Source organism: Caenispirillum bisanense, assembly GCF_900230255.1.
GTDB classification, from domain to species: Bacteria; Pseudomonadota; Alphaproteobacteria; order Rhodospirillales; family Rhodospirillaceae; genus Caenispirillum; species Caenispirillum bisanense_A.
Window position 1 is genome coordinate 1 of record NZ_OCNJ01000022.1, and the last position, 20,894, is coordinate 20,894.

At 72.3% G+C, this 20,894-nt stretch carries 22 protein-coding genes and 1 pseudogene; 13 read left to right on the forward strand and 10 right to left on the reverse strand.

Features of this window, described 5'->3' with window-relative positions:
- From CRP50_RS26250 to CRP50_RS24090, 3 genes and pseudogenes are all read left to right on the forward strand, one after another.
- Positions 1-164, forward strand: a pseudogene (locus tag CRP50_RS26250) (IS110 family transposase); the annotation flags it as partial.
- A gap of 459 nt (positions 165-623) precedes the next feature.
- Positions 624-1,595, forward strand: coding sequence for a DUF2333 family protein (locus CRP50_RS24085; protein WP_097281754.1), 972 nt, complete (start codon positions 624-626; stop codon positions 1,593-1,595).
- Positions 1,596-1,700: 105 nt separating this feature from the next.
- Positions 1,701-2,105, forward strand: coding sequence for a bacteriohemerythrin (locus CRP50_RS24090; protein WP_097281755.1), 405 nt, complete (start codon positions 1,701-1,703; stop codon positions 2,103-2,105).
- A 124-nt stretch (positions 2,106-2,229) separates the two neighbouring features.
- On the opposite strand, the gene CRP50_RS24095 is transcribed toward CRP50_RS24090, so the two are convergent.
- Both CRP50_RS24095 and CRP50_RS24100 read right to left on the reverse strand, forming a co-directional pair.
- Positions 2,230-5,373, reverse strand: a complete 3,144-nt coding sequence (locus CRP50_RS24095; protein WP_141415250.1) for a PAS domain S-box protein — start codon at positions 5,371-5,373, stop codon at positions 2,230-2,232.
- 248 nt (positions 5,374-5,621) lie between these two features.
- Positions 5,622-7,817: a sensor histidine kinase gene (locus tag CRP50_RS24100; RefSeq protein ID WP_097281757.1), complete on the reverse strand. Its 2,196-nt coding sequence runs from the start codon at positions 7,815-7,817 to the stop codon at positions 5,622-5,624.
- Positions 7,818-8,011: 194 nt separating this feature from the next.
- Here CRP50_RS24100 and CRP50_RS24105 point away from each other — a divergent pair, with 194 nt between their 5' ends.
- On the forward strand, positions 8,012-9,559 hold the full coding sequence (locus CRP50_RS24105; protein ID WP_097281758.1) for a hypothetical protein: 1,548 nt from the start codon (positions 8,012-8,014) through the stop codon (positions 9,557-9,559).
- On the opposite strand, the gene CRP50_RS24110 is transcribed toward CRP50_RS24105, so the two are convergent.
- Complete coding sequence (locus CRP50_RS24110) at positions 9,510-9,890, reverse strand: hypothetical protein (protein WP_141415251.1); 381 nt, start codon at positions 9,888-9,890, stop codon at positions 9,510-9,512. The two genes, CRP50_RS24105 and CRP50_RS24110, sit on opposite strands and share 50 nt — an antisense overlap.
- Positions 9,891-10,015: 125 nt before the next feature.
- Between CRP50_RS24110 and CRP50_RS24115 the strand changes: the two genes are divergently transcribed.
- The 3 genes from CRP50_RS24115 (at position 10,016) to CRP50_RS24125 (ending at position 11,882) form a co-directional block, all read left to right on the forward strand.
- Positions 10,016-10,477 carry a YccF domain-containing protein gene (locus tag CRP50_RS24115; protein WP_097281760.1) on the forward strand — a complete coding sequence of 154 codons (462 nt, stop codon included), beginning with the start codon at positions 10,016-10,018 and terminating at the stop codon, positions 10,475-10,477.
- A gap of 68 nt (positions 10,478-10,545) precedes the next feature.
- Entirely contained in the window at positions 10,546-10,941 is a 396-nt protein-coding gene (locus tag CRP50_RS24120) for a hypothetical protein (protein ID WP_097281761.1), read from the forward strand.
- A gap of 95 nt (positions 10,942-11,036) precedes the next feature.
- Complete coding sequence (locus tag CRP50_RS24125) at positions 11,037-11,882, forward strand: putative metalloprotease CJM1_0395 family protein (protein ID WP_245913702.1); 846 nt, start codon at positions 11,037-11,039, stop codon at positions 11,880-11,882.
- A gap of 15 nt (positions 11,883-11,897) precedes the next feature.
- On the opposite strand, the gene CRP50_RS24130 is transcribed toward CRP50_RS24125, so the two are convergent.
- The 4 genes from CRP50_RS24130 to CRP50_RS24145 all read right to left on the reverse strand — a co-directional run bounded on the left by CRP50_RS24130 (position 11,898) and on the right by CRP50_RS24145 (position 14,997).
- On the reverse strand, positions 11,898-13,238 hold the full coding sequence (locus CRP50_RS24130; protein ID WP_097281762.1) for an alanine/glycine:cation symporter family protein: 1,341 nt from the start codon (positions 13,236-13,238) through the stop codon (positions 11,898-11,900).
- Between the two features lie 103 nt (positions 13,239-13,341).
- Positions 13,342-13,737 carry a type II toxin-antitoxin system VapC family toxin gene (locus tag CRP50_RS24135; protein WP_245913704.1) on the reverse strand — a complete coding sequence of 132 codons (396 nt, stop codon included), beginning with the start codon at positions 13,735-13,737 and terminating at the stop codon, positions 13,342-13,344.
- A gap of 1 nt (position 13,738) precedes the next feature.
- A complete protein-coding gene (locus tag CRP50_RS24140; RefSeq protein ID WP_097281763.1) occupies positions 13,739-13,978 on the reverse strand; it encodes a type II toxin-antitoxin system Phd/YefM family antitoxin in 240 nt (79 codons plus the stop codon).
- Positions 13,979-14,046: 68 nt separating this feature from the next.
- Positions 14,047-14,997 (reverse strand): glycosyltransferase family 9 protein, encoded by a 951-nt coding sequence (locus tag CRP50_RS24145; protein ID WP_097281764.1) that lies wholly within the window; start codon positions 14,995-14,997, stop codon positions 14,047-14,049.
- Between the two features lie 211 nt (positions 14,998-15,208).
- Here CRP50_RS24145 and CRP50_RS24150 point away from each other — a divergent pair, with 211 nt between their 5' ends.
- The 3 genes from CRP50_RS24150 to CRP50_RS24160 all read left to right on the forward strand — a co-directional run bounded on the left by CRP50_RS24150 (position 15,209) and on the right by CRP50_RS24160 (position 16,583).
- Complete coding sequence (locus CRP50_RS24150; protein ID WP_097281765.1) at positions 15,209-15,721, forward strand: DUF2975 domain-containing protein; 513 nt, start codon at positions 15,209-15,211, stop codon at positions 15,719-15,721.
- Between the two features lie 12 nt (positions 15,722-15,733).
- The gene (locus tag CRP50_RS24155; protein ID WP_097281766.1) at positions 15,734-15,964 is read left to right on the forward strand and encodes a helix-turn-helix domain-containing protein; all 231 of its coding nucleotides are present in this window, start codon (positions 15,734-15,736) and stop codon (positions 15,962-15,964) included.
- Between the two features lie 226 nt (positions 15,965-16,190).
- Positions 16,191-16,583: a hypothetical protein gene (locus CRP50_RS24160; RefSeq protein ID WP_097281767.1), complete on the forward strand. Its 393-nt coding sequence runs from the start codon at positions 16,191-16,193 to the stop codon at positions 16,581-16,583.
- Between the two features lie 97 nt (positions 16,584-16,680).
- On the opposite strand, the gene CRP50_RS24165 is transcribed toward CRP50_RS24160, so the two are convergent.
- Genes CRP50_RS24165 through CRP50_RS24175 form a run of 3 tightly spaced genes read right to left on the reverse strand, consistent with a single transcriptional unit; the run spans position 16,681 to position 18,714 of the window.
- Positions 16,681-17,319: a class I SAM-dependent methyltransferase gene (locus CRP50_RS24165; protein ID WP_097281768.1), complete on the reverse strand. Its 639-nt coding sequence runs from the start codon at positions 17,317-17,319 to the stop codon at positions 16,681-16,683.
- Between the two features lie 11 nt (positions 17,320-17,330).
- A complete protein-coding gene (locus tag CRP50_RS24170) occupies positions 17,331-18,197 on the reverse strand; it encodes a fructosamine kinase family protein (protein WP_097281769.1) in 867 nt (288 codons plus the stop codon).
- Between the two features lie 43 nt (positions 18,198-18,240).
- A complete protein-coding gene (locus CRP50_RS24175; RefSeq protein ID WP_097281770.1) occupies positions 18,241-18,714 on the reverse strand; it encodes a low molecular weight protein-tyrosine-phosphatase in 474 nt (157 codons plus the stop codon).
- A gap of 84 nt (positions 18,715-18,798) precedes the next feature.
- Between CRP50_RS24175 and cobB the strand changes: the two genes are divergently transcribed.
- From cobB to CRP50_RS24190, 3 genes are all read left to right on the forward strand, one after another.
- Positions 18,799-19,524 (forward strand): Sir2 family NAD+-dependent deacetylase, encoded by a 726-nt coding sequence (cobB, locus tag CRP50_RS24180; protein WP_097281771.1) that lies wholly within the window; start codon positions 18,799-18,801, stop codon positions 19,522-19,524.
- 46 nt (positions 19,525-19,570) lie between these two features.
- Positions 19,571-20,185 (forward strand): uracil-DNA glycosylase family protein, encoded by a 615-nt coding sequence (locus CRP50_RS24185; protein ID WP_097281772.1) that lies wholly within the window; start codon positions 19,571-19,573, stop codon positions 20,183-20,185.
- A 71-nt stretch (positions 20,186-20,256) separates the two neighbouring features.
- The gene (locus CRP50_RS24190; RefSeq protein WP_097281773.1) at positions 20,257-20,886 is read left to right on the forward strand and encodes a 2OG-Fe(II) oxygenase family protein; all 630 of its coding nucleotides are present in this window, start codon (positions 20,257-20,259) and stop codon (positions 20,884-20,886) included.
- Positions 20,887-20,894: the final 8 nt, after the last annotated feature.

The window sequence follows — 20,894 nt, forward strand, 5'->3', positions numbered from 1 at the left end:
GGATCCGCTTCAATCCGGTGCTGAAGATCTTCTACGAGCGCCTGATCACTGAGAACCGCCGGCCCGGGCGGGTCGCCCTGACGGCGGTGATGCGCAAGACCCTGGTCATCCTCAACGCCATGGCCCGCGACGACCAGCCGTGGAGGTACGCCGCACCCGCGTGAGGCCGCCCCGTCGAAGGCCGACGCTCGGCGCTCCGCGCCGACGTCATGGCCGGCCCCCGAACCGGGCGCGCGGACGCGTCAAGGCCGAAGCCGCCCGCAGGGCGGGCGCGCCCGCCGCGCGCCTTGACGCGGAGCACGCCCGGTTCACTCCGACGCCGGCCACCCAGCGACGGCCCTTGACGTTGAACACGGAAGATGCCCGGCTCGGTGGCCGGGCATGACAAGAGGTTGATTTCACTTCTGAAATTGTCATGGCCGGACTTGATCCGGCCATCCACGGCGTCTCCGGCGGCAGCCGCCCGCACCGCCCTCCTCCGCACCCCCGAGCGGCACCGGACGGCGGAGCGCCCCCCAGCGTCCCGCCGAAGAACCGCCCGCACCCCCACCCGCCGCTCGCTCCCGGGCTTCGTTCGTGGCATGCTGCGGCCGCCGAGGACGAACGTCACCAGGAGCCGACCCGTGTTGCGAGCCGCCATCGACCGCCTGCCGCTGGACCGCCTGCCCCTGCACCGCCTGCGCGGCAAGGTGTGGGTGGTCGTCGGCATCGTCCTGCTGGTGCTGGCGCTCTATTACCCCGCCGGCATGCTGGTGACGCACACCATCAACGACGACGTCGACTTCACGCCGCCGGCCCGCTTCCAGGTGGAAGGCGGGTCGCAGGCGGTGTCCATGGCGACCGCCCTCATCTCCCGCGAGATCGAGGACACCACCTGGGCCGCCAACAAGCCGTGGATCTTCCCGGCCGCCGCCCTCGACAACATGCCGAACTTCCAGATCGGCCTGATCTACGCCGTGTCGCGCTTCGCCATCGAGATGACCGACAGCCTCGGCCGCACCCGCGGCTCCAGCCAGGCCGACGGCGACCTCGACCGCGCCTCGGGCCTGCTCAAGTACGACGGCACCATCTGGGTGTGGGAGCCCTCCACCAGCCTGCTGCCGACGGCCAGCGCCGAGAAGCAGTACGAGGCCGGCATGAAGGCGCTCATGGGCTACAACCAGCGCCTGGGCACCGGCGCCGCCGTCTACGACCGGCGCGCCGACAACCTGATCGGCTTCCTCGAGCGCGTGTCGTCGGATCTGGGGTCGGCCTCGGGCGCCCTCGACTACCACACCATGGAAAGCGACGCCGGCTGGTTCGACACCGACGCCGACGACATCTTCTATGCGGTCAAGGGCCGGCTCTACGCCTACCACATGCTGCTGGCGGCCGTCGGCCAGGATTTCCAGGGCGTCATCGCCGAGAAGAACGCGACCGCCGTGTGGGACCAGATGCTCGCCAGCATGCGCACGGCCGCCGAGATGGACCCGCTGCTCATCGCCAACGGCAGCAACGACGGCCTGCTGGTGCCGAGCCACCTGGCGGTGCAGGGCTTCTACCTGCTGCGCGCGCGCACCCAGCTGCAGGAAGTGGCGAGCATCCTGCTGAAGTGACGCACCCGTACGGAGGGTGGGGCTTCACAGCCGCGGCGGGCGCCGTATAGTGGAAGGCGGCGTGCCCCCGCACGCCCGCAGATCACGGCCAGAGGCATCACCCCCATGCCGCTCATCGACTGGCAGCCGGCCTACAGCGTCGGCGAGCCGCAGCTCGACCAGGACCACCAGAACCTGGTGGACCTCATCAACACCCTGCACGAAGCCTGGGAGGCCGGCGAGGACCTGACGGTCCTGCACGGCATCTTCGGCGAGTTGCTGATGTACACCGACTATCACTTCCAGCGCGAGGAAGGGTTGCTGGCCGAACGCGGCTACGACCGCCTGGAAGACCAGCGCACCGCCCATGCCGCCCTGCGGCGCCGCGTCACCGACTTCCGGGCGCGCTATCTGGCCGGCGAAAGCCCCGTGCTGACGCTGGAGATCGAGGACTTTCTCAAGACCTGGATGATGGAACACATCCTGGAGGAAGACCTGCGCTACCGCCCACTGTTCGAAGACGGCCGCTGAAGCCGTTTCCATCGACTTAGGTCGACACTCGCCGACCGGGACGCGCCGGTCAGGCGCGGGAGCCTGCGTGGCGCATGATCGCAGCTCTGGCGCGACAGCGACAGAGCGCAATCGACCCGCCACCTCAGGCGCTGGCGGCGAACAGTTCGTCGACCAGATCGGCCACGCGCGCCAGGCTGACCGGCTTGCGCAGCACGGCCGCCACGTCGTCGTCGGCTTCGAGCGCCCGCGCTTCCTGTTCGCCGACGTGACCGGTCACCACCACCACCGGCAGGTCGGGCACGTGGGCCCGCAGGCGGACGATGAGGTTGCGGCCGTCGCACCGCGGCATGCGCAGGTCGGTGACGAGGATGTCGGCGGGGTCGCGCATGAAGGCTTCCGTCGCCTGTTCGCCGTCCTGGGCGATGGTGACGCGATTGCCGCGGGCGCGCAGGTAGTCGGCCATGAGCAGGGCCGCCTCGCGCTCGTCGTCGGCGACCAGCACGTGCGGCACCAGGGCGGAGGCTTCCTCGTCGTCGTCGGCATCGGCCGCCGGCGGCGGCACGATGCGCGGCGGGGCGGGCGGACGCACCGGCTCCGCCGCCGGTCCGGCACCGACGCCGAGGTGCGGCAGGGTCACGACGAAGCGCGCCCCGTCGCCCAGGGTGCGCGTCTCCACCGCGATGCGGCCGCCCATGCCGCGGATCAGGCCGTCGCTGATGGACAGGCCGAGGCCGGTGCCGACGCCGGCCGCCTTGGTGGTGTAGAAGGGCTCGAACAGGCGCGGCAGGATCTCGGCCGGCACGCCTTTGCCGGTGTCCTCGACGCTGATGACCACGCTGCCCGCCTCCACGTGGCAGCCGAGCGCCACCGTCGGGCTCCAGCCCTGCGGCAGGCGGCCGTCGCTGCGGCGTTCGAGGACGGCGTCGCGGGCGTTGGTCAGCAGGTTGAGGATCACCTGTTCCAGCTGCACCGGGCGGCCGCGCACCCAGGCGAGGCCCGTCGGCGGCAGATCCAGGTGGACCGCGATGCCGTCGCCGGTGAAGGCATGGTCGACCAGCGCCAGCGCGGCCCGCGCGGCGGCGGCGGCGTCGAAGGTCTCCTCCGGGCCGTCGTCGCGGCGGGTGAAGATGCGCATGTGGTCGATGATCTCGCCCATGCGGCCGGCCTGGCCGGCGATCAGCTCGAAGCGCTTGCGCACCTCGCTGCGGCCCTGCTCGGCCGCCGGCGGCGGCGCCTCGCCCGGCGTGTCGAGGCGCAGCAGCGCCGCCTCGGCGGCCATGCGGATGATGTTCATGGGCTGCGCCAGCTCGTGCGCCATGCCGGCCGCCAGTTCGCCGAGCGTCGCCAGCTTGGCCGACTGGGCGACGCTCGCCTGCTCGGCCCGGCGCAGGGTGACGTCGCGCACCACCGTGTGGATGCACAGGCGCCCGGCGAAGGTGATGGGGGCGGAATGCACCTCGGCCACCATGCTGCGGCCGTCGGGCAGGGCGAGGCGCATCTCCACCCGCTCCAGCGGGCGCGGGTCGGCGTAGAACGAGACGACACGGCCCTCGGCGAGGCGGCGCTGTTCCGGCACCACCACGTCGAACAGCGAGCGGCCGATCACCGCCGCCGGCTCGCTTTCGCCGAACAGCTCGGCGGCGCGGCGATTGGCGAACAGCACCCGGCCGCGATCGTGGGCCAGCACCATGTCGGGCGAGCTTTCGATGAGGGCGCGGTAGCGTTCCTCGCTCTCGCGCAGGCGCTCGCGGGCGTCGCGGCTGTCGGTGACGTCGCGGATCATCAGGTGGGTGGCGGCGCGACCGCCGTAGCCCATGGGGCCGATCACCACCTCGGCGTAGAAGTCGCGGCCGTCCAGGCGCGTCAGGCGTACCTCCAGCAGCGTGACGGCGCCGTCGTCGCGGCTTTCGACGATGCGTTCGCGCACGATGTCGCGCGCCTCGTCGTGCACCAGGTCGACGAGCGGGCGGGCCAGCAGTTCCTCCAGCCGGTCGGCGCCGAACAGGCTGACGGCCTTGGAGTTGGCGTAGAGCACGGCGCCGCGCGCCTGCACCACGATGGCCTCCGGCGCCAGTTCCACCAGCGTGCGGTAGCGTTCCTCGCTCTGGCGCTTCACCGACAGCTGGGTCTCGCTGGTGATGAGGGCGGCCTCGCGGCTGGCGAGGCGCTCGGTCAGCTGGTCGAAGGCGTGCGACAGGTCGGCCAGTTCGGTGATGCCGCCGTAGGGCGGGCCGAGGCGCTGGGCGAAATCGCCGCGCATGAGGCTGCGGGTCGCCGTCTCCAGCCGCCGCACCGGCACCACCACCATGTAGTGGGACGCCATGTGGGCGACGATGACGCCGACCGCGAACACCAGCGCCAGCCAGCCCAGGCCCTGCACCAGGGCCGTGTCGGCGGCCGCCATGGCCTGCGCCCGGTCGGCCGCGACGGCGATGGTCAGGCCGCCCTCGTGCCCCGCGAAGGCGAGGATCACCGGCCGCTCGTCGAGCATGGAGTCGGGCAGCACCTTTTCCTCGGCGCTGCCGGCGGCGGCGATGGCCGCACCCTCGGGCAGCGGCCGGCCGATCAGCTGGGGGGCTTCCGGCACCGTCGCGATGATGCGGCCGCCGCGGTCGGCCAGCACCAGCATGTCGCTGCGGCCCGGCAGCAGCTCGACGAGACGCGGGCTGAACCACAGCAGGTCGAGGGCGGCGGCGAGCACCGTGCGCGGCTGTCCGTCGGGGCCGGGCACCGGCTGCGCCACCGGCAGCAGGGGCCGGGCGCGCAGATCGGCGTGGGTCACCTCGGCGGTGGTGAAGCGGCCGCTCGCCAGGGCTTCGCGGGCGACGGCGGCGGCGACGGCGGGGCCGGGCGGATTGCTGCCGGCGCTGCACAGGGACATGAGGTCGGGGCGCACCAGCGACACGCCGGTCAGCACGCCGATGCGCGCCGCCGTGGCGGCCAGGTCGGCGGCGCAGGCCGGCGTGCCCTCGACCACCGCCGGGGCGGTGGACAGCAGCGCGAGGCCGCGGCGTCCTTCCTCCACCAGCAGGCGGTGCTGGGCGGCCAGGGCGCGGGCGAGGCCGAGGGCGTCGCGCTCGGCGGCTGCCACCGCGTCGTGCTGCAGGCTGAGTCCGCGCCACACCTCCAGTCCGAAGACGGGCAGCGCCGCCAGCAGCAGCAGCGCCAGCAGGCGCGCCTGCAGGCGGCCGAGGGGCACGCGCCGGCCGGCGGCGGGGCGTTCCGCCGGGCGCGTCACCACGGCCCCCGGATGCAGGGCCGGCGTCCAGTCGAGCTTGTCTGCCAAGGGCGGCCGCCCGCTCCCGTCCATGTGGACCATACCGACCCGTTTCTCCCCGTTCCGCCCGCCTGCCGCGGGTCATCGGCACAGTCTACGCGCAACCGCCTGCCCGCCCCAGCCGTGCAGGCGGGTCACCGGCTGCAACAAGGTATACGGCAGCGGACTCGACGGCGCACGAGAGTATAAGCCGGCGCCGCCGGCCGACCACCGGGCTACGGTCAGGGAAAAGGAGAGGGGATGGGGAGGGGCCGCCGTCACGCCGCCGGCGCGGCGGCTCCGGCCCGGGTGGAGGCGGCGGCTGTGAGGATCAGGGTCACGGTGGTGCCGCGGCCCTTGACGCTGGCCAGCCGGAAGCGGCCGCCGTGCAGTTCGGTCAAAGCCTTGACCAGGGGCAGGCCGAGGCCGGTGCCGCGGGTTTCGCTCTGCAGCGGGTTGTCGGCCTGGCCGAAGGGCTCCAGGGCCTTGCGCATTTCGTCGGGCGTCATGCCGATGCCGGTGTCGCGCACCATGACCGCGACGGCCGTCGGCGACACCGCCCGCCCCTCGATGGTGACGCGGCCGCCCGGCTCGGTGAAGCGCACGGCATTGGACAGCAGGTTCACCAGCATCTGCCGCCCCGCCCGCGGATCGACCATGAGCGCCGGCAGGTCGGGCGACAGCGCCGTTTCCAGCCGCACGCCGCGCTCGTCCGCCAGCCCGCGCACCAGCCGCACGGCGTCGTCGGCCATGCCGCGCAGGTCCTGCACCGCCGGCGCCAGGGTCATGCGGCCGGCCTCGATCTTGGACAGGTCGAGGATGTCGTTGATGAGGCCGAGCAGATGGCTGCCCGCCTCGTGGATGTGGCCGGCGTAGGTGGGATAGACGCGGGCGTCGGCGTCCGGGCCGAGCAGGCGGTCGCGGATGACCTCCGAGAAGCCGAGGATGGCGTTGAGCGGCGTGCGCAGCTCGTGGCTCATGGTGGCGAGGAAGGCGCTCTTGGCCTGGTTGGCGCGCTCCGCCTCCTCGCGGGCGGCGCACATCTCGGCCTCCGCCTGCTTCTGGGCGGAGACGTCGTGCACCACCGCGACGAAACGGCGTTCCTCGCCCTCGCCATAGCGGGCGAGAGAGACGCGCACCGGCAGGGTGGAGCCGTCGGCGCGGCGCGCCGTCACCTCCAGCACCAGACCGCGCCCGGCCCGCCCGGCGGCCGCCAGACGCGCCAGCCGGCGCAGGCGCGGCGACTGCTGCACCAGGGCGAGGGCGTGCTGGCCCTCCAGCCGCCCCGCCGAATAGCCGAGCATCTGCGCCGCCGCCGGATTGGCGCCGCGCACGAGGCCGGCCGCGTCCACCGTCAGGATTCCGTCGAGGGCCGAATCGATCACCGTGCGCAGCCGCTCGCGCGCCGCGTCCAGTTCCGCCTCGCGCCGCTGCAGGCCGTCGGCCATGGCGTCGAAGGTGGCGGCCAGATCGCCGATCTCGCCGAGCAGCGGCCGCCCGGTCGGCCCGAACCGGCTGGTCAGGTTGCCGTCGGCCATGGCGCCGGCGGCGACGGTCAGGCGGCGCAGCGGCGTGACGATCAGCCGCTCGCCCATGACGCCGGCCAGCACCATGCCGAGCACGGCCACCAGCATAAGCACCCCCATGCTGCGGGCGAAGGCGGCGTCGGCCTCGGCCAGCACGCGATGGCGGTCGAAGCCGACGGCGACGCGGATGCCGCCTTCGAAGTCGCGCACCGCCACCAGACGGCTCTGGCCGTTGTCGACCAGGGCGGCGAGCGCGGCGTCGTCGTCCACCGGCAGGCGGCTGCCGATCAGATCACCGCGCGGCGGCGCCGTCGCCAGGATGGTGCCGTCGGGGCCGGTGACGAAGACCAGCGCGTCGGCCGGCGCCTCCAGCCGCCCCAGGCGATCCTGCAGCCACGCGAGATTGACCTGGGCGACGAGGTAGAGCGGCACCGCGTCGTCGTCCACCGCCGCCAGCGGCAGGGCGAAGGGCACCAGCGCCCGCCCGCCGCGCCCCTGCAGGGCGCCCGGCCCGGAGGCGAAGGCGCCGGCATCGGTGGCGGCGTACAGCGCCGCCGCTTCCACCGGCGTCAGCGCCTTGTCGGTGTGCATGGTGGAGCAGGTGACCTGGCCATCGGCCCGCGCCCGCGCCAGTCCCGTCACCAGCGAAGACCGGCGGACGATGTCGCCCAGGCGGTACTCGCAGGTCGGGCGGTCGCCGAAGGTCACCTCCTCGTCGGCGGCGGTGAGCATCATCAGCGTGCGCACGCCCTCGGCCAGCGAGCGGTGCTGCTCCGCCACCGCCGCGGCCAGGCGCGACGCTTCCACCTTGGCATTGGCGAGCGCGGCGCGGCGGCCCTCAAGCCCGTTGTAGGCGCCGAGGCCCACCACCGGCACCAGCACGGCGAGCGCGAACCAGAACAACACGCCCCGGGCGGAGTGAAAAAAGAAGCGGGCGGGCAGCGTCATGCCGGGAAGCGGCCTCTCGGAAGCGGAACGTCATATGTCGAAAGTCTGGGAGTAAACCAATCACTGTCGCAAGCGGTAAAAGGTACATCCAAAGTTCCAAGGGTGGACGGCCCGGAAAATCCGCTGGCGAAGTCCCGCGATTGAGCGTAGAGGAACGCAATCGCTTCTCACCTTCTGCCGGGACGAAAACCACCATGGGCCGCCGTATCGCGCTGCTCGTGACCGCCCTGTGTGCGGTCCTCGCCATCGCCTTCATCGTCCGCCAGGGCCGCCCCGTACCGGTCGCCGACGGGCCGGACGGCAAGGTCGCCTGCGTCTCCTACGCCCCCTACGACCGCCACCAGACGCCGTTCGACGAAACCCTCGTCATCCCGCCCGAGCAGATCGAGCGGGACATGGCGGTGCTGGCCACCTTCACCCGCTGCGTGCGCACCTATGCCACCGGCCAGGGGCTCGACAAGGTGGCCGAGATCGCCCACCGCCACGGCCTCGGCGTCTATGCCGGCGCCTGGATCGGTCGCAAGGACGTCGACAACCAGGCGGAGATCGCCCGCCTGATCGCCATGGCCAACGCCCACCCCGAGGCGCTGAAGGGCCTGATCATCGGCAACGAGGTGCTGCTGCGCGGCGAACAGACCGCCGCCGCCCTGGCCGCCTACGTCGGGCAGGTGCGCGCCGGCCTGGACCACACCATCCCCATCACCTATGCCGACGTGTGGGAGTTCTGGGTCGAGCATCCCGAGCTGCGCGACGCCGTGGACTTCGTCACCGTCCACATCCTGCCCTACTGGGAAGACGACCCGACCTCGGTGGAGGAAGCGGTCACCCACGTCATGGCCGTGTGGCGCGAGGTGCGCGACGAGTTCGCGCCCAAGCCCATCCTCATCGGCGAGACCGGCTGGCCGTCGGAAGGCCGCCGCCGTCAGGACGCCGAGCCGACGCTGGTCAACCAGGCGCTGTTCATTCGCGGCATCCTGACCGCCGCCCACGAGACCGGCGCCGACTACAACCTCATCGAGGCCTTCGACCAGCCGTGGAAGCGCGAGCTGGAAGGCACCGTCGGCGGCGCCTGGGGCATGTTCGACGCCGAACGCGGCCCCAAGGCCAGCCTCACCGGCCCGGTGGTCGAGCGCAGCGACGCCTTCGCCTGGCTGGCCGGCGGCCTCGCGCTCGGGGTGCTGCCGCTGCTGGTGACGCTGGTGCGGCGCGAGACGCGCGACCCGGCCGCCCTCGGCATCCTGCTGTTCGGCGGGCTGTTCTCGGGCTGCGTGCTGGTGCTGCAGGGCTGGCACGCGCTGGACGCCAGCCGCTGGGCCACCGAATGGGCGGTGAACCTGGGCTGGCTCGCGGTCAGCGTGGGGATCGCCGGCGCCGGCCTGCGCCTGCTGGCCGGGCTGCCGTGCCGGGTGACGGCGGTAGACCTGCGGTTCCTGTCCACCTGCGCCATGAGCGTCGCCAGCCTCGGGCTGCTGTTCAACAGCCGCTACCGCGACCTGCCGGTCAGCATGTTCCTCATCCCCGCCGTGCTGCTGGCCCTGACGCCGGCCGACGGCGAGGAAGGGCCGGAGCGCCGCGCCATGGCGCTGCTGCTGGCCGCCACCTCGCTCGGCGTGCTGCTGAACGAGGGGGTGCTCAACACCCACGCCTGGCTGTGGACGGCGACGGCGCTGCTGCTGGCGGCGCCGACGCTGCTCAGCGGTGCTTTCGCGCGCGCCGGGAAGACGGCTCCCGCTTCCGCATGACGACGATCAGGCCGAGCACGAAGCCGACGGCCGCGGGCTCGGCATTGTAGAGCACGAGGCCGACGGCGCCGCTGAGCAGGGCGGCCGCCCCCCAGGCGCGGCCGCCGAACACCAGCCCGACCAGGCCGGTGACGACGCTGACCACGCCGAACACGTAATACTGCATCACCGGCACCAGCGCGCCGCGCAGCGGGCACCACCACTGGGCCTGCTCGCTGGCGCACATGAGGGCGGCGCCGCGCGGCTCGACCATCAGGAAGCGGGCGGCGAGCGCCGCGGCGAAGGCCACCGCGAGGGCGGCGGCGAGTTTCATCAACTGGTTACGCGACACGGGCGCACACTCCGTTCAGGATCTTCCTGATCGCTAGCACAGGCGCGGGCGGCGGTCACGGGGGATCGTGACGGGCGCGCGCCGGCTCCCCATATGCATCGCATGCATCTGCAAGGGATTCGTCCATGTCGCTGATTCTGAACATCCTGTGGCTGTTTTTCGGGCCGGGCATCATCGCCGGCCTGCTGTGGCTGCTGGCCGCCGTGATCATGGCGGTCACCATCGTCGGCCTGCCGTGGGCGCGCGCCTGCGTGACCATCGCCCTCTTCACCTTCTGGCCGTTCGGCCGCGCCGCCGTCGACCGCGAGGACCTGACGGGGCGCGAGGACATCGGCACCGGCACGCTCGGCACCCTCGGCAACATCCTGTGGTTCGTGCTGGCCGGCATCTGGCTCGCCATCGGGCACGTGTCGGCGGCCATCGCGCTCGGCCTGACCATCATCGGCATTCCCTTCGCGTGGCAGCACCTGAAGCTCGCCCACGTCAGCCTGTTCCCCATCGGCAAGACCATCGTCGAGACCGAGGTCGCCGACGAGATCCGCCGCCGCAAGGCCGCCGGCATCCTGGACCGCACCCGCTCCGCCTGAGGCGGGGCGTTGCGGGCGGCGGCGGGTTGCGCCACAGTGGGGCGACTCGCCGCAACCGGGGACCCCGCATGGACGACGACTACCTCGAAGGCCGCCCGCGCCGTGCCGTCAACGCCGCCCTCGAGGCGTTGCTCGGCAACAGCTACGTCACGGCGCCGCAGTTCATCCAGCACATGGACGGCGTGGTGGCGGAAGAGGCGCGCGTGCTCTACGGCCGATTCGTCGGCGAGGTGGACCCGCGCGAGCTGGTGGATCTCGCCCGCATGGCCAGTGCCACCCGCGCCCGCTACGTCGGCACCGCGCTCGCCATGACCCAGGCCAAGAGCCCGCCCGGCAAGCCGGAAATCGAGGAACTGCGCGAGCTGCGCGAACGCGCCGACGAGCTGGACCGCGCCCTCGACACCATCAAGCGCGCCGCCGCCGAGGGGCTGATCACCCTCAAGGGTCTCGCCGCCGACCGCTGACGGGCGCGGGCCGCGTGCAGGGGGCTTCTGTCGCGCGCCCGTTAGGTGTACGCTCTTACCCCGAAGTGTAACACGCGCGCCGGAGACCGTGGGCCATGATGACGCCCGCCGTCATGCAGCAGTTGGCCACCAAGCCCACCGCCTTGCCGCCCTCGCCGGTGCGGCCGGCGGGCGAGCCGCTGTCGACCATCCGCCAGACCGATCTCCGCACCCAGCGGGCACCAGCCGCCGACGCACCGGCGGCCGCGGCGCCGGAAACGCCGTGGAGCGCCCCGCTCAGCGGCGAGACGGCGGTCACCGCCCAGCGCCTCGGCCAGCAGACGGCGGCGGAGGAAGAGCCGCCGGCGGACGACGCCGCGCCGCGGTCCATGCCGGGCGAACTGTCGCCCGAGCAGCAGGCCCGGGTGGCCGAGCTGAAGGCCCGCGACGCCGAGGTGCGCACCCACGAACAGGCCCACAAGGCCGTCGGCGGCCGCTATGCCGGCGCCCCGCGCTACGAGACGACTCGCGGCCCCGACGGCAACACCTATGCCATCGGCGGCGAGGTGGCGATCGACGTCTCGCCCGCCGGCACGCCAGACGAGACCATCGACAAGATGATCCAGGTGAAGGCCGCGGCGCTCGCGCCGGCCGAGCCCTCGCCGCAGGATCGCCGAGTCGCCGCCATGGCCGACGCCCTGCGCCTGCAGGCCATGGCGGAAGCCCGCGCCCAGGGCGCCGCCGAGTCGGACGCCGCCTTCGCCGAGTCGCAAGGCGACGGGGAGGAGATGGCGCCCTTCGCCCTCGGCGGCGGCGCGGGGGCCGACGTCGTCCCGCTCGCCTACCGCAAGCCGCCCATCCCCATCCTGCTGCACGGCATGGCGGCCTATGGCGCCACGCTGGCCATGAACGCCCCCTCGCCCTATGCCCAGCGCGCCGAGCGCTTCGACCTGGTGGCGTGACGCCGCCGCGCCGACTCAGCCCTTGCGGGAGAAGTAGGCGCGCGAGGCGGCGAACACCACGCCCGACAGGGCCAGCAGGGCGATCAGGTTGGGCACGGCCATGAGGGCGTTCATCACGTCGGCCACCAGCCACACCACCTCGAGCTTCGCCGTCGCGCCGACATACAGCGCCACCACCCACAGCAGGCGGTAGGGCAGGATCGCCCGCACCCCCAGCAGGTAGACCGCCGTGCGCTCGCCGTAGTAGGCCCAGCCGAGCACGGTGGTGAAGGCGAAGACCACGAGGCCGAAGGTGACGATCAGCTCGCCGCCCTCGAAGCCGGCGCCGAAGGCCGCCGCCGACAGGGCCGCGCCGGTCTCACCGCTGGTCCACAGGCCGCTGGTCAGGATCACCAGCGCCGTCATGGTGCAGACCACGATGGTGTCGATGAAGGTGCCGAGCATGGCGACGGTGCCCTGGCGCACCGGCTCGCGGGTGCGGGCGGCGGCGTGGGCGATGGGGGCGGAGCCGAGGCCGGCCTCGTTGGAGAAGATGCCGCGCGCCACGCCGAAGCGGATGGCGGCCCACACCGCCGCGCCGGCGAAGCCGCCGGTGGCCGCCGTGCCGGTGAAGGCGTCGCCGACGATCTGCGCCAGCACACCCGGCACCTCGCCGATGTTGACCAGGATCACCGCCAGCGCCCCCAGCACGTAGACGATGGCCATGAGCGGCACCAGCGCCTCGGCCACCTGGCCGATGCGCTTGACGCCGCCGATGATGACCACGAAGGCGAGCACCGCCATGGTGATGCCGGTCCAGCCCTTGGGCACGCCGAAGGTGGTCTGCATCACGTCGGCGACGGAATTGGCCTGCACCGTATTGCCGATGCCGAAGGCGGCGACGGTGGCGAAGAGGGCGAACAGCCACGCCAGCCACGCCCACTTCCGCCCCATGCCGTTGCGGATGTAGTACATGGGGCCGCCGATGTATTCGCCCCGCGCGTCGGTCTCGCGGTAGGTGACGGCGAGGACGGCCTCGGAATACTTGGTCGCCATGCCGACCAGGGCGGTCACCCACATCCAGAACACCGCCCCCGGCCCGCCCAGCGCGATGGCGGTCGCCACACCGGCGATGTTGCCGGTGCCGACGGTGGCCGCCAGCGCCGTGGTCAGCGCCTGGAACGGGCTGATGTCGCCGTCCTCGCCGGCCGGCGCGGTGCGGCCGGCCAGCGTCATGCGGATGCCGTAGGGCAGCTTGCGCTGCGGCAGGAAGCGCAGGCCGACGGTCAGCCACAGGCCGGTGCCGAGCAGCAGCACCAGCATGACCGGCCCCCACACCACGCCGGAAATCTCGCCGAGCAGAGTCCTGAAGTCCATGCGTCGATCCCTCCGTCGCACCACGGGAAAGGGCAGAGCGGTGACACAACGCAGGGAGAAGCCGAAAGGGCCGCTTCGGGGTCGTCGATGGGGGCGATCGGGGTTACAGGTGGAGGATCGGTCCCGGATAGCGCGCGATTGCGGCATCTGCCGTCACCAGCGTGGCACCTTCCACTTCCGCCTGGGCGATCAGCATTCTGTCGAAGGGGTCGCCATGCAGGTGGGGCAGGCGGAGCACGGCGATGGCGTGCTCGGACAGGATGGGGATTTCCCGGTAGCCCCGGTCGAGCCATGCTCGGCGCAAGACGCGCGGGTCCGGTGCCCGGAAGTCCGCGCGGCCAAGGCCGAGCTTGATCGCCACCTCCCAGAGCGACACGACGCTGAAGGCCGGGGTATTCCGCGTGTCCTTGATGAGGTCGAGCGCCCGGCGACCGAGTCGCTCCGGTTGACCTGCTGCCCAGAGGAGGATGTGCGTGTCCAGTAGAAGCAGACCAGGCACGTCAACTGCCCTCGAACAGTCGTCGGATTTCCTCGGCACCCATGGTGTCGAAATCGTCCGGCACGTCGATGGAGCCGATCATGAACCCGACGCGGCTCAGAGTCGCGTCTTCCTCCGTCAGCGGGACGACCTTGACCATCGGGCGGCCAGCCTTTGCGATGATGAAGGGTTCGCCGGCCGCAGCTTCCTCGACCAGCCGCGACAGGTTCGTCTTGGCGTCATGCATGTTGACCGAGCGCACGGGCAGCCTCCTCCAAACCGAACTAAGTTCAGTTAGTTTAGGTCGTCCGGGATCGACTGCCAAGACGCCTACCCCCGCACCACCCCGTCCAGCGCCGCCGCCACCTCGTCGGCCGGCAGGTCGCGCAGGTGGGGGCGTTGCAGGGTGACCACCTGGTCCGCCCACGGGCGGTTTTCCACCGGGTCGGATTCGGCGGAGAACAGAACCACGCTCGGGCAGCCCGCCACCGCCACCAGGTGCATCGGCCCCGTGTCGTTGCCGACCGCCCCGGCGGCGCGGCGGGCGAGGCTCGCCAGCTGGCCGAAGTCGGTCCGGCCGCGCAACGACAGTGCCTCGGGCACCGCCAGGGCTATGGCGTCGAGGACGTCGGCCTCCTTGTCGGTGCCGACGAGCACCGGCGTCAGGCCCTGGCCGAGGCAATGGCGGGCGAGGCTGACGTAGGTGGCGACGGGTGCCCGCTTGGCCGGGCGCTGCGGCGCGCCGCCGGGCACCAGCAGCACGAAGCGCTCGGGCAGCGGCGGCAGCGGCGTCAGGTCGCCGTGCAGGAACCCCAGGTCGGGATAGGGCGGCACGGTGATGCCGGCGACGCGCAGTTGGTCGGCGTAGCGCACGGCGGCATGGCGACGCGGCTCGCGCGGGTCGGCGATGTAGAAGGTGGCGCCGGGGAAGATGCCGCTCCACTCCAGCCCCGGCCGGCCGAACCGCAGAACGTGGAAGAACAGCCGCGTGCGGTCGTTGCGCTGCAGGTCGTAGACGCGGTCGAAGCGGGCGCGCCGCAAATCCAGCGCCAGCCGCACCTGACCGGCGAAGCCCGACGGCCGGCCGTCGCCGCGCACGGCGTCGAACAGGCCGCTCGCCTCCGCCAGCCCGACGAAGGGCGGCGTGGTCAGCAGGGTGAGGTGGGCGTCCGCATGGGTCTGCCGGATCGCCTTCATGGCCGCCAGCGCCACCACGAAGTCGCCGAAGGCCCCCAGCTTGACGACCAGGATGCGGCGGGGCGACGGGGCGGAGGACGACATGGCGGGACCGGATCGATTGCGGCGGACCGACCGTCTATAGCGGACCCGGCGCCTGTCTGTCACGGCCGGGCATCGTCCGCCCGCGGCGGCGCCGCGGGGCCACTCTCTTCGCCCCCCTCATGCTAAAATTCATGTTTATCGTGAAAAACAGCTTGCGAAGCATGATCCGCAGCGCTAGTGTTCCGGCATCGAACGAACCCCGAGGTGGGACATGACCTCCGTCGAAATCTACAGCCGGCGCCTGGCGCGGCTGGTGCGCGTGCTGATCTGGCTGGTGCCCGTCGGTTGGACAGTCCTGATGGCGGTCGCGCTGCTGACGGGCAACGTCGCCCTGCCAGAAGGCTCGCGACCCGCCGCCGAGCTGAGCTGGCAGTCGCGCGCCGCCGTGGCCGTCCTCGGCACGGCGCACGTGGTGGTGCTGGAGGTCATCCTGCTCACCCTGCACGCGCTCTTGCGGCTCTATGCCGCCGGCCGGGTCTTCGTGCCCGAGGCGGCAGCGGCCATCCGGCGCCTCGGCGTGCTGCTGCTCGTCTTCGTCGGCGTGGATGCGGCCGCGGTCGCCCTCATCGGACCAGCGCTATGGCTGTTCGAGCCCATGGCCGAGCCGCCCGTCTACCTGGAGTTCCAGGTGACGCCCTTCTTCATCGGGCTCGTGGTCATCCTGCTGGCGCGCATCATGGCGGAAGCCTGCCGCATGCGGGAAGACCTGGACCTGACCGTGTAGACGGAGGACCGCGTGTCGATCGTCGTCAACCTGGACGTCATGCTCGCCCGCCGCAAGATGAAGCTGATGGACCTGGCGGCGGCGGTCGGCATCTCGGTGCAGAACCTGTCCACCCTGAAAACGGGCAAGGCCCGCGCCGTGCGGTTCTCCACCCTGGCCGCCCTGTGCCGGGTGCTGGACTGCCAGCCCGGCGACATCCTGGAGTACCGCGACGACGGCCTCGATCAGCCGCCCGACGACTGACGGCGCCGCCGCCGCATCCTGATCCCCGACCCGACGATGCCCGTCCGGCCAGGTCACCCGACCACCGGCGAGCCCCGCCCTCTGCCCGCGCCCGCCCCCATCGGCGCCGGCAGATCCCCCGCCTCCGCCGCCGTCGCCACCCCGGCGCGGCGCGATGTCCCCGATCCACCGCCGCGCCGTCGGCGGCGGAGGCGGTTCCCTTCCTGCGTCCTGAAAGGAGCCTTCCATGTCCCACATGCTTCGCCGCGGCCTCGCCGCCGCCGCCTTCACCGCCACCCTGTCTGCCTGCGCGGTGCCGACGCCCTCCGCCCCGCTGGCGGCGGCGGACCGTCTGGCGGCGCCCGAGGTGGCGGCGCTGGTGCAGAACGGCGCCACCTTCCGCTCCACCGTCAACCCCGTGGTCTACCGCCTGCAGTCGGGCGGCGCCCTGCGCATCGAGGTGACGGCGGGCAACCAGACCATCCCCGGCACCTGGCAGCGCAGCGGCGACCGCCTGTGCATCACGCCCGACCGCGACACCCAGGCGTGCTACGTGGTCGCCACCGCCGCCGGTGGGCGCTACCGCTTCCAGGACACCGCCAGCGGCCAGGTGTCGGAGGACTTCGAGGTGGTGCGATGAAGCCGCGCCGCCCCGACTGGGGCCTGGCCCTGGGCTGGGCGCTGGTGGCGGGCGGCGCCGCCCTCGCGCTCGCCGGCCTCGTGCAGGCGTGACCGCCTCAGTACCGCACCAGCATGCTCCAGTCGCCGGGCAGATAGCCGGTCAGCACGGTCGTTTCCATCCCCGCCGCCTCGAAGGCGTCGCGGAAGGCGGCGGGGGTGGTGTAGAACATCAGGCGGTCGGGCCGTGGATGGTCCGTCCCCAGCATGTTGAAGGCGAAGCCGCGGCGGCAGCGGGCGGCGAAGGCGGTCAGGCGCTCGATCACCTCCGCCCGCCAGTCGTCGGGATCGGCGCCGGCCAGCACGTTGAAGGTGCCGGAGGCGAAGCCGTAGTCGGCGTCGTCGGTCGCTTCGTCGGCCAGCAGGAAGGCGGCGCGGTGGTCGCGGATGGCCTCGCGCGCCCGCGCCACCATGGCCGGCGTCATGTCGTAGCCGACGTAGCGCGTCACCCGCACGTCCGGCAGCCGCAGCAGGAAGGGGAACAGCGCCCCGTAGCCGCAGCCGAGATCGTTGACGGAGACCGCCGCGCCGCGCGGCTCGCCCTCCATCACCCGCACCAGCTGGGCGAAGCGCAGCAGTTGCCCGCGCCCGTCGCGCCAGCCCACGCCCTTGGCGCGGGTGCCGTGACGCCGCACCGCCAGCGTGTAGAGCCAGCGGATGCGGGTGTCGCGGTCGTCGACCTCCTGCTCGTCCGACACCGGCGACCCCGTCAGCCCAGGAACCGGTCGAGGGTGCGGTCCACCGCCGCGACGTAGGACCCGCCGAACAGCCGTACGTGAACCAGCAGGGGATAGAGGTTGTAGAGGTCGCGCCGCTCCTCCATGAAGCCCGGCGCCAGCGGCCGGATCTCGCCGTAGCGGCGGAAGAAGGACTCGCCGAAGGTGCCGAACAGGGTCGAGAAGGCCAGCTCGATCTCGGGGTCGGCGTAGTAGATGGCAGGATCGATGAAGCCGGCGATGCCGGTCGGCCCGCACAGCACGTTGCCCGTCCACATGTCGCCATGCACGAGGCCCGGCCGCTCCGGTTCCGTCAGCCAGCGGTCGAGCCGGCCGGCCAGGATGTCCACCCGGTCGCGCAGGGCGGCGGGCAGGCGCCCGGCGGCGTGCGCCTCGGCGGCCATGTGGCGCAGCCGGTGGTCGCGGAAGAAGTCGAGCCACGACGGCGTCTGCGGGTTGGGCTGGCGCAGGCCGCCGATCATGGTGTCGCGCTCGAGGCCGTAGGTCGGTGCGGTGATGGAATGAAGATCGGCCAGCATCTCCGCCGCTTCCTGCTGGCAGACCGAGGTGACCGAGCCGCTGCCGCGGGTGTCGATCCAGCTCATGACCAGCAGGCCGGGCTCGGCGTGCAGCACGCGGGGCACCGGCAGGCGGGTGCGTTCCCCGAGGTAACGCAGCATCCAGCCTTCGGTGTCGAGGCCACCGGTGGCGGGATCGGCGATCTTGACCACCACGGCGCCGCCGTCGACGAGGTCGGCCTTGGCGACATCGCCGACACAGCCGCCGCCCAACGGGCGGATGGCCGTCACCTCGCGTCCGAGCACCTCGGCGACGCGGTCCTGCAGAGTCGTCATGGACATGGCCGCCACCTCCTTCCCCTGATGTGGGTGCGGCCCGGTCGCCTTACAGCCGGGTCGTCCGAATGTGTTCGAGCAATCCTTGCGAAGCCGTCTCGACCATGTCGAGCACGTCCTCGAACCCTCGCCCCTCGCCGTAGTAGGGGTCGGGCACCTCGTCGTGGTGCAGGCCCGCCCCGTAGGCGAGGAACATCCCCACCTCCGCCTTCGCGCCGGCCGGCGCCATGGCCTTCAGCGAGCGCAGGTGGCCGCGGTCCATGGCGAGGATGAGGTCGAATTCGGCGAAGTCTTCCGGCGTCACCCGCCGCGCCCGCTGGCCGGAGATGTCGACCCCGCGCCGCGCCGCTGCCCGCACCGAGCGCGGATCGGGCGGCTCGCCCACGTGATAGCCGGCGACGGCGGCCGAATCGGCGGCCACCCGGTCGCCCAGCCCCTCGCGCACCACCAGGTCGCGGAACACGCCCTCGGCGGTCGGCGACCGGCAGATGTTTCCCGTGCAGACGAACAGAACCTTGATCACCCCACCCGGTCCTTTCCTTTCCTGCGCCCCCGCCTCTGGATTACCATGCCGGCCCCTGCAACGGAAAGTCCGGAGCCAGCCGCCATGTCCGCCGCGCATCCCTCCATCGTCGTCCTCACCGGCGCCGGGATCTCGAAGGAATCGGGGCTCGACACCTTCCGCTGCGCCGGCGGCATCTGGGATCGGGTGAACCTGGAGGACGTGGCGACGCCCGAGGGCTTCGCCCGCGACCCGGCGCTGGTGCAACGCTTCTACGACGACCGTCGCCGCCAGCTGGTGGAAAGCGACGTGCAGCCCAACGCCGCCCACGTCGCCCTCGCCCGCCTGGAGCGGGAATGGCCGGGCGAGGTGCTGATCGTCACCCAGAACATCGACGACCTGCACGAACGCGCCGGCTCCACCAACCTCATCCACATGCACGGCGAGTTGCTGAAGGTGCGCTGCGACGCCTGCGGAACGATCCAGGCATGGCGCACCGATCTGCACGTGGAGACGCCCTGCCCCGCCTGCGCCCACGTCGGCGCCATGCGGCCGCACGTGGTGTGGTTCGGCGAGATGCCGCTGCAGATGGAGCGCATCCACGAGGCACTCTCCGGCTGCGGCCTGTTCCTGTCCGTCGGCACCTCGGGCAACGTCTATCCGGCCGCCGGTTTCGTGCATGTGGTGCTCGACCTGGGCGACGCCCACACCGCCGAGCTGAACCTGGAACCGTCCCTCGGCGCCAGCCTGTTCGAGGAACAGGTCTACGGCCCGGCGACCGAGGTGGTGCCGGCCTACGTGGAGCGCCTGCTGACCAAGGGCATTCCCTGACGCCCGCCTCTTCCGGCGCCGTCGGCGGCGCCCTACATCGCCGGCCATGACGACAGCCCCGCTGCCCAGCCCGCCCGGCGCCGACCTCGCCGCCCTCATGGCCGAGGCGCGCGCCTGCACCCTGTGCGCCGACGCCTTGCCGCTCGGCCCGCGCCCGACCTTCCGCGCCTCGCCGACGGCGCGGCTGCTCATCATCGGGCAGGCGCCGGGGACGCGGGTGCACGAGACCGGCATCCCGTGGAACGACCGCTCCGGCGACCGCCTGCGCGACTGGCTGGCGCTCGACCGCGAGCGGTTCTACGACGAGTCGCGCATCGCCATCGTGCCCATGGGGTTCTGCTATCCCGGCCGCGACAAGAACGGCGGCGACGCCCCGCCGCGGCGCGAGTGCGCCCCCCTGTGGCAGCACCGCTTCCGCGCCGCCCTGCCGCAGGTGGCGCTGACGCTGCTCATCGGCATCCACGCCCAGACCTATTGGCTCGGCGTCCTGCGCCGGGGCCGTTCCATGACCGAAACGGTCGCCGACTGGCGATCCATGCCCGAGGGCCTCCTCCCCCTGCCGCACCCGAGTTGGCGCAACACCGCCTGGCTGCGGCGCAATCCGTGGTTCGAGGCCGACCTGGTGCCCGAGTTGCGCAGGCGGGTCGCCGCAGTCCTATAGGGACTCGCTTTCCGCTGAAAAGCTGCTACATCACCGTTTCTCACCAACTCATTCCGCTGAACGGAGGCGCGATGGACCGTGTCTTTGCGTGGGGTCCGGCCGAGACGGTCGCCGATCCCGCCCGCTCGATCCTGCCCGACAGGTTCGAGCCGAGCTCCTGGGCCACCCGGGAGGTCTTCACCGCCGACGAATGCGCCGCCATCGTCGCCCTGCGGGAGCGCCGCGCCGCGGCCGCCGGCACGCTGGTCAACGGCGTCGCCACCGACGGCATCCGCCGCTCCCGCCTCATCTGGCTGGAGCAGGACGACCCCGAGGTGGAGTGGATCGCCCAGCGCCTCACCCGCGCCGTCGCCGATCTCAACCGCGACCATTTCGGCTTCGCACTGAGCGGCTTCGACGAGCAGATCCAGCTCACCGAGTACACCGACGCCAACCTGGGCTTCTACGACTGGCACTCCGACGTGGGCGGCCGCGGCATCCCGCGCACCCGCAAGCTGACGCTGACCGTGCAGCTGTCGGACCCGGCCGAGTACGAGGGCGGCGCGCTGGAGCTGAACTTCAACGGCAACCCGGTGGAAGCCCCGCGCGACCGCGGCGTCGGCACCGCCTTCCCCAGCTACACCCTGCACCGCGTCGGCCCGGTCACGAGCGGCGTGCGGAATTCGCTGGTGGTGTGGACGCACGGCCCCCGCTTCACCTGAGGGGGGCG

Bases quoted from the DNA above. Each gene is read 5' to 3' on its own strand.
- CRP50_RS24090 (WP_097281755.1), top strand. From the start codon at position 1,701: ATGCCGCTCATCGACTGGCAGCCGGCCTACAGCGTCGGCGAGCCGCAG.
- CRP50_RS24100 (WP_097281757.1), bottom strand. From the start codon at position 7,817: ATGACGCTGCCCGCCCGCTTCTTTTTTCACTCCGCCCGGGGCGTGTTG.
- CRP50_RS24105 (WP_097281758.1), top strand. From the start codon at position 8,012: ATGGGCCGCCGTATCGCGCTGCTCGTGACCGCCCTGTGTGCGGTCCTC.
- CRP50_RS24115 (WP_097281760.1), top strand. From the start codon at position 10,016: ATGTCGCTGATTCTGAACATCCTGTGGCTGTTTTTCGGGCCGGGCATC.
- CRP50_RS24120 (WP_097281761.1), top strand. From the start codon at position 10,546: ATGGACGACGACTACCTCGAAGGCCGCCCGCGCCGTGCCGTCAACGCC.
- CRP50_RS24125 (WP_245913702.1), top strand. From the start codon at position 11,037: ATGATGACGCCCGCCGTCATGCAGCAGTTGGCCACCAAGCCCACCGCC.
- CRP50_RS24130 (WP_097281762.1), bottom strand. From the start codon at position 13,238: ATGGACTTCAGGACTCTGCTCGGCGAGATTTCCGGCGTGGTGTGGGGG.
- CRP50_RS24145 (WP_097281764.1), bottom strand. From the start codon at position 14,997: ATGTCGTCCTCCGCCCCGTCGCCCCGCCGCATCCTGGTCGTCAAGCTG.
- CRP50_RS24150 (WP_097281765.1), top strand. From the start codon at position 15,209: ATGACCTCCGTCGAAATCTACAGCCGGCGCCTGGCGCGGCTGGTGCGC.
- CRP50_RS24160 (WP_097281767.1), top strand. From the start codon at position 16,191: ATGTCCCACATGCTTCGCCGCGGCCTCGCCGCCGCCGCCTTCACCGCC.
- CRP50_RS24170 (WP_097281769.1), bottom strand. From the start codon at position 18,197: ATGTCCATGACGACTCTGCAGGACCGCGTCGCCGAGGTGCTCGGACGC.
- cobB (WP_097281771.1), top strand. From the start codon at position 18,799: ATGTCCGCCGCGCATCCCTCCATCGTCGTCCTCACCGGCGCCGGGATC.
- CRP50_RS24185 (WP_097281772.1), top strand. From the start codon at position 19,571: ATGACGACAGCCCCGCTGCCCAGCCCGCCCGGCGCCGACCTCGCCGCC.
- CRP50_RS24190 (WP_097281773.1), top strand. From the start codon at position 20,257: ATGGACCGTGTCTTTGCGTGGGGTCCGGCCGAGACGGTCGCCGATCCC.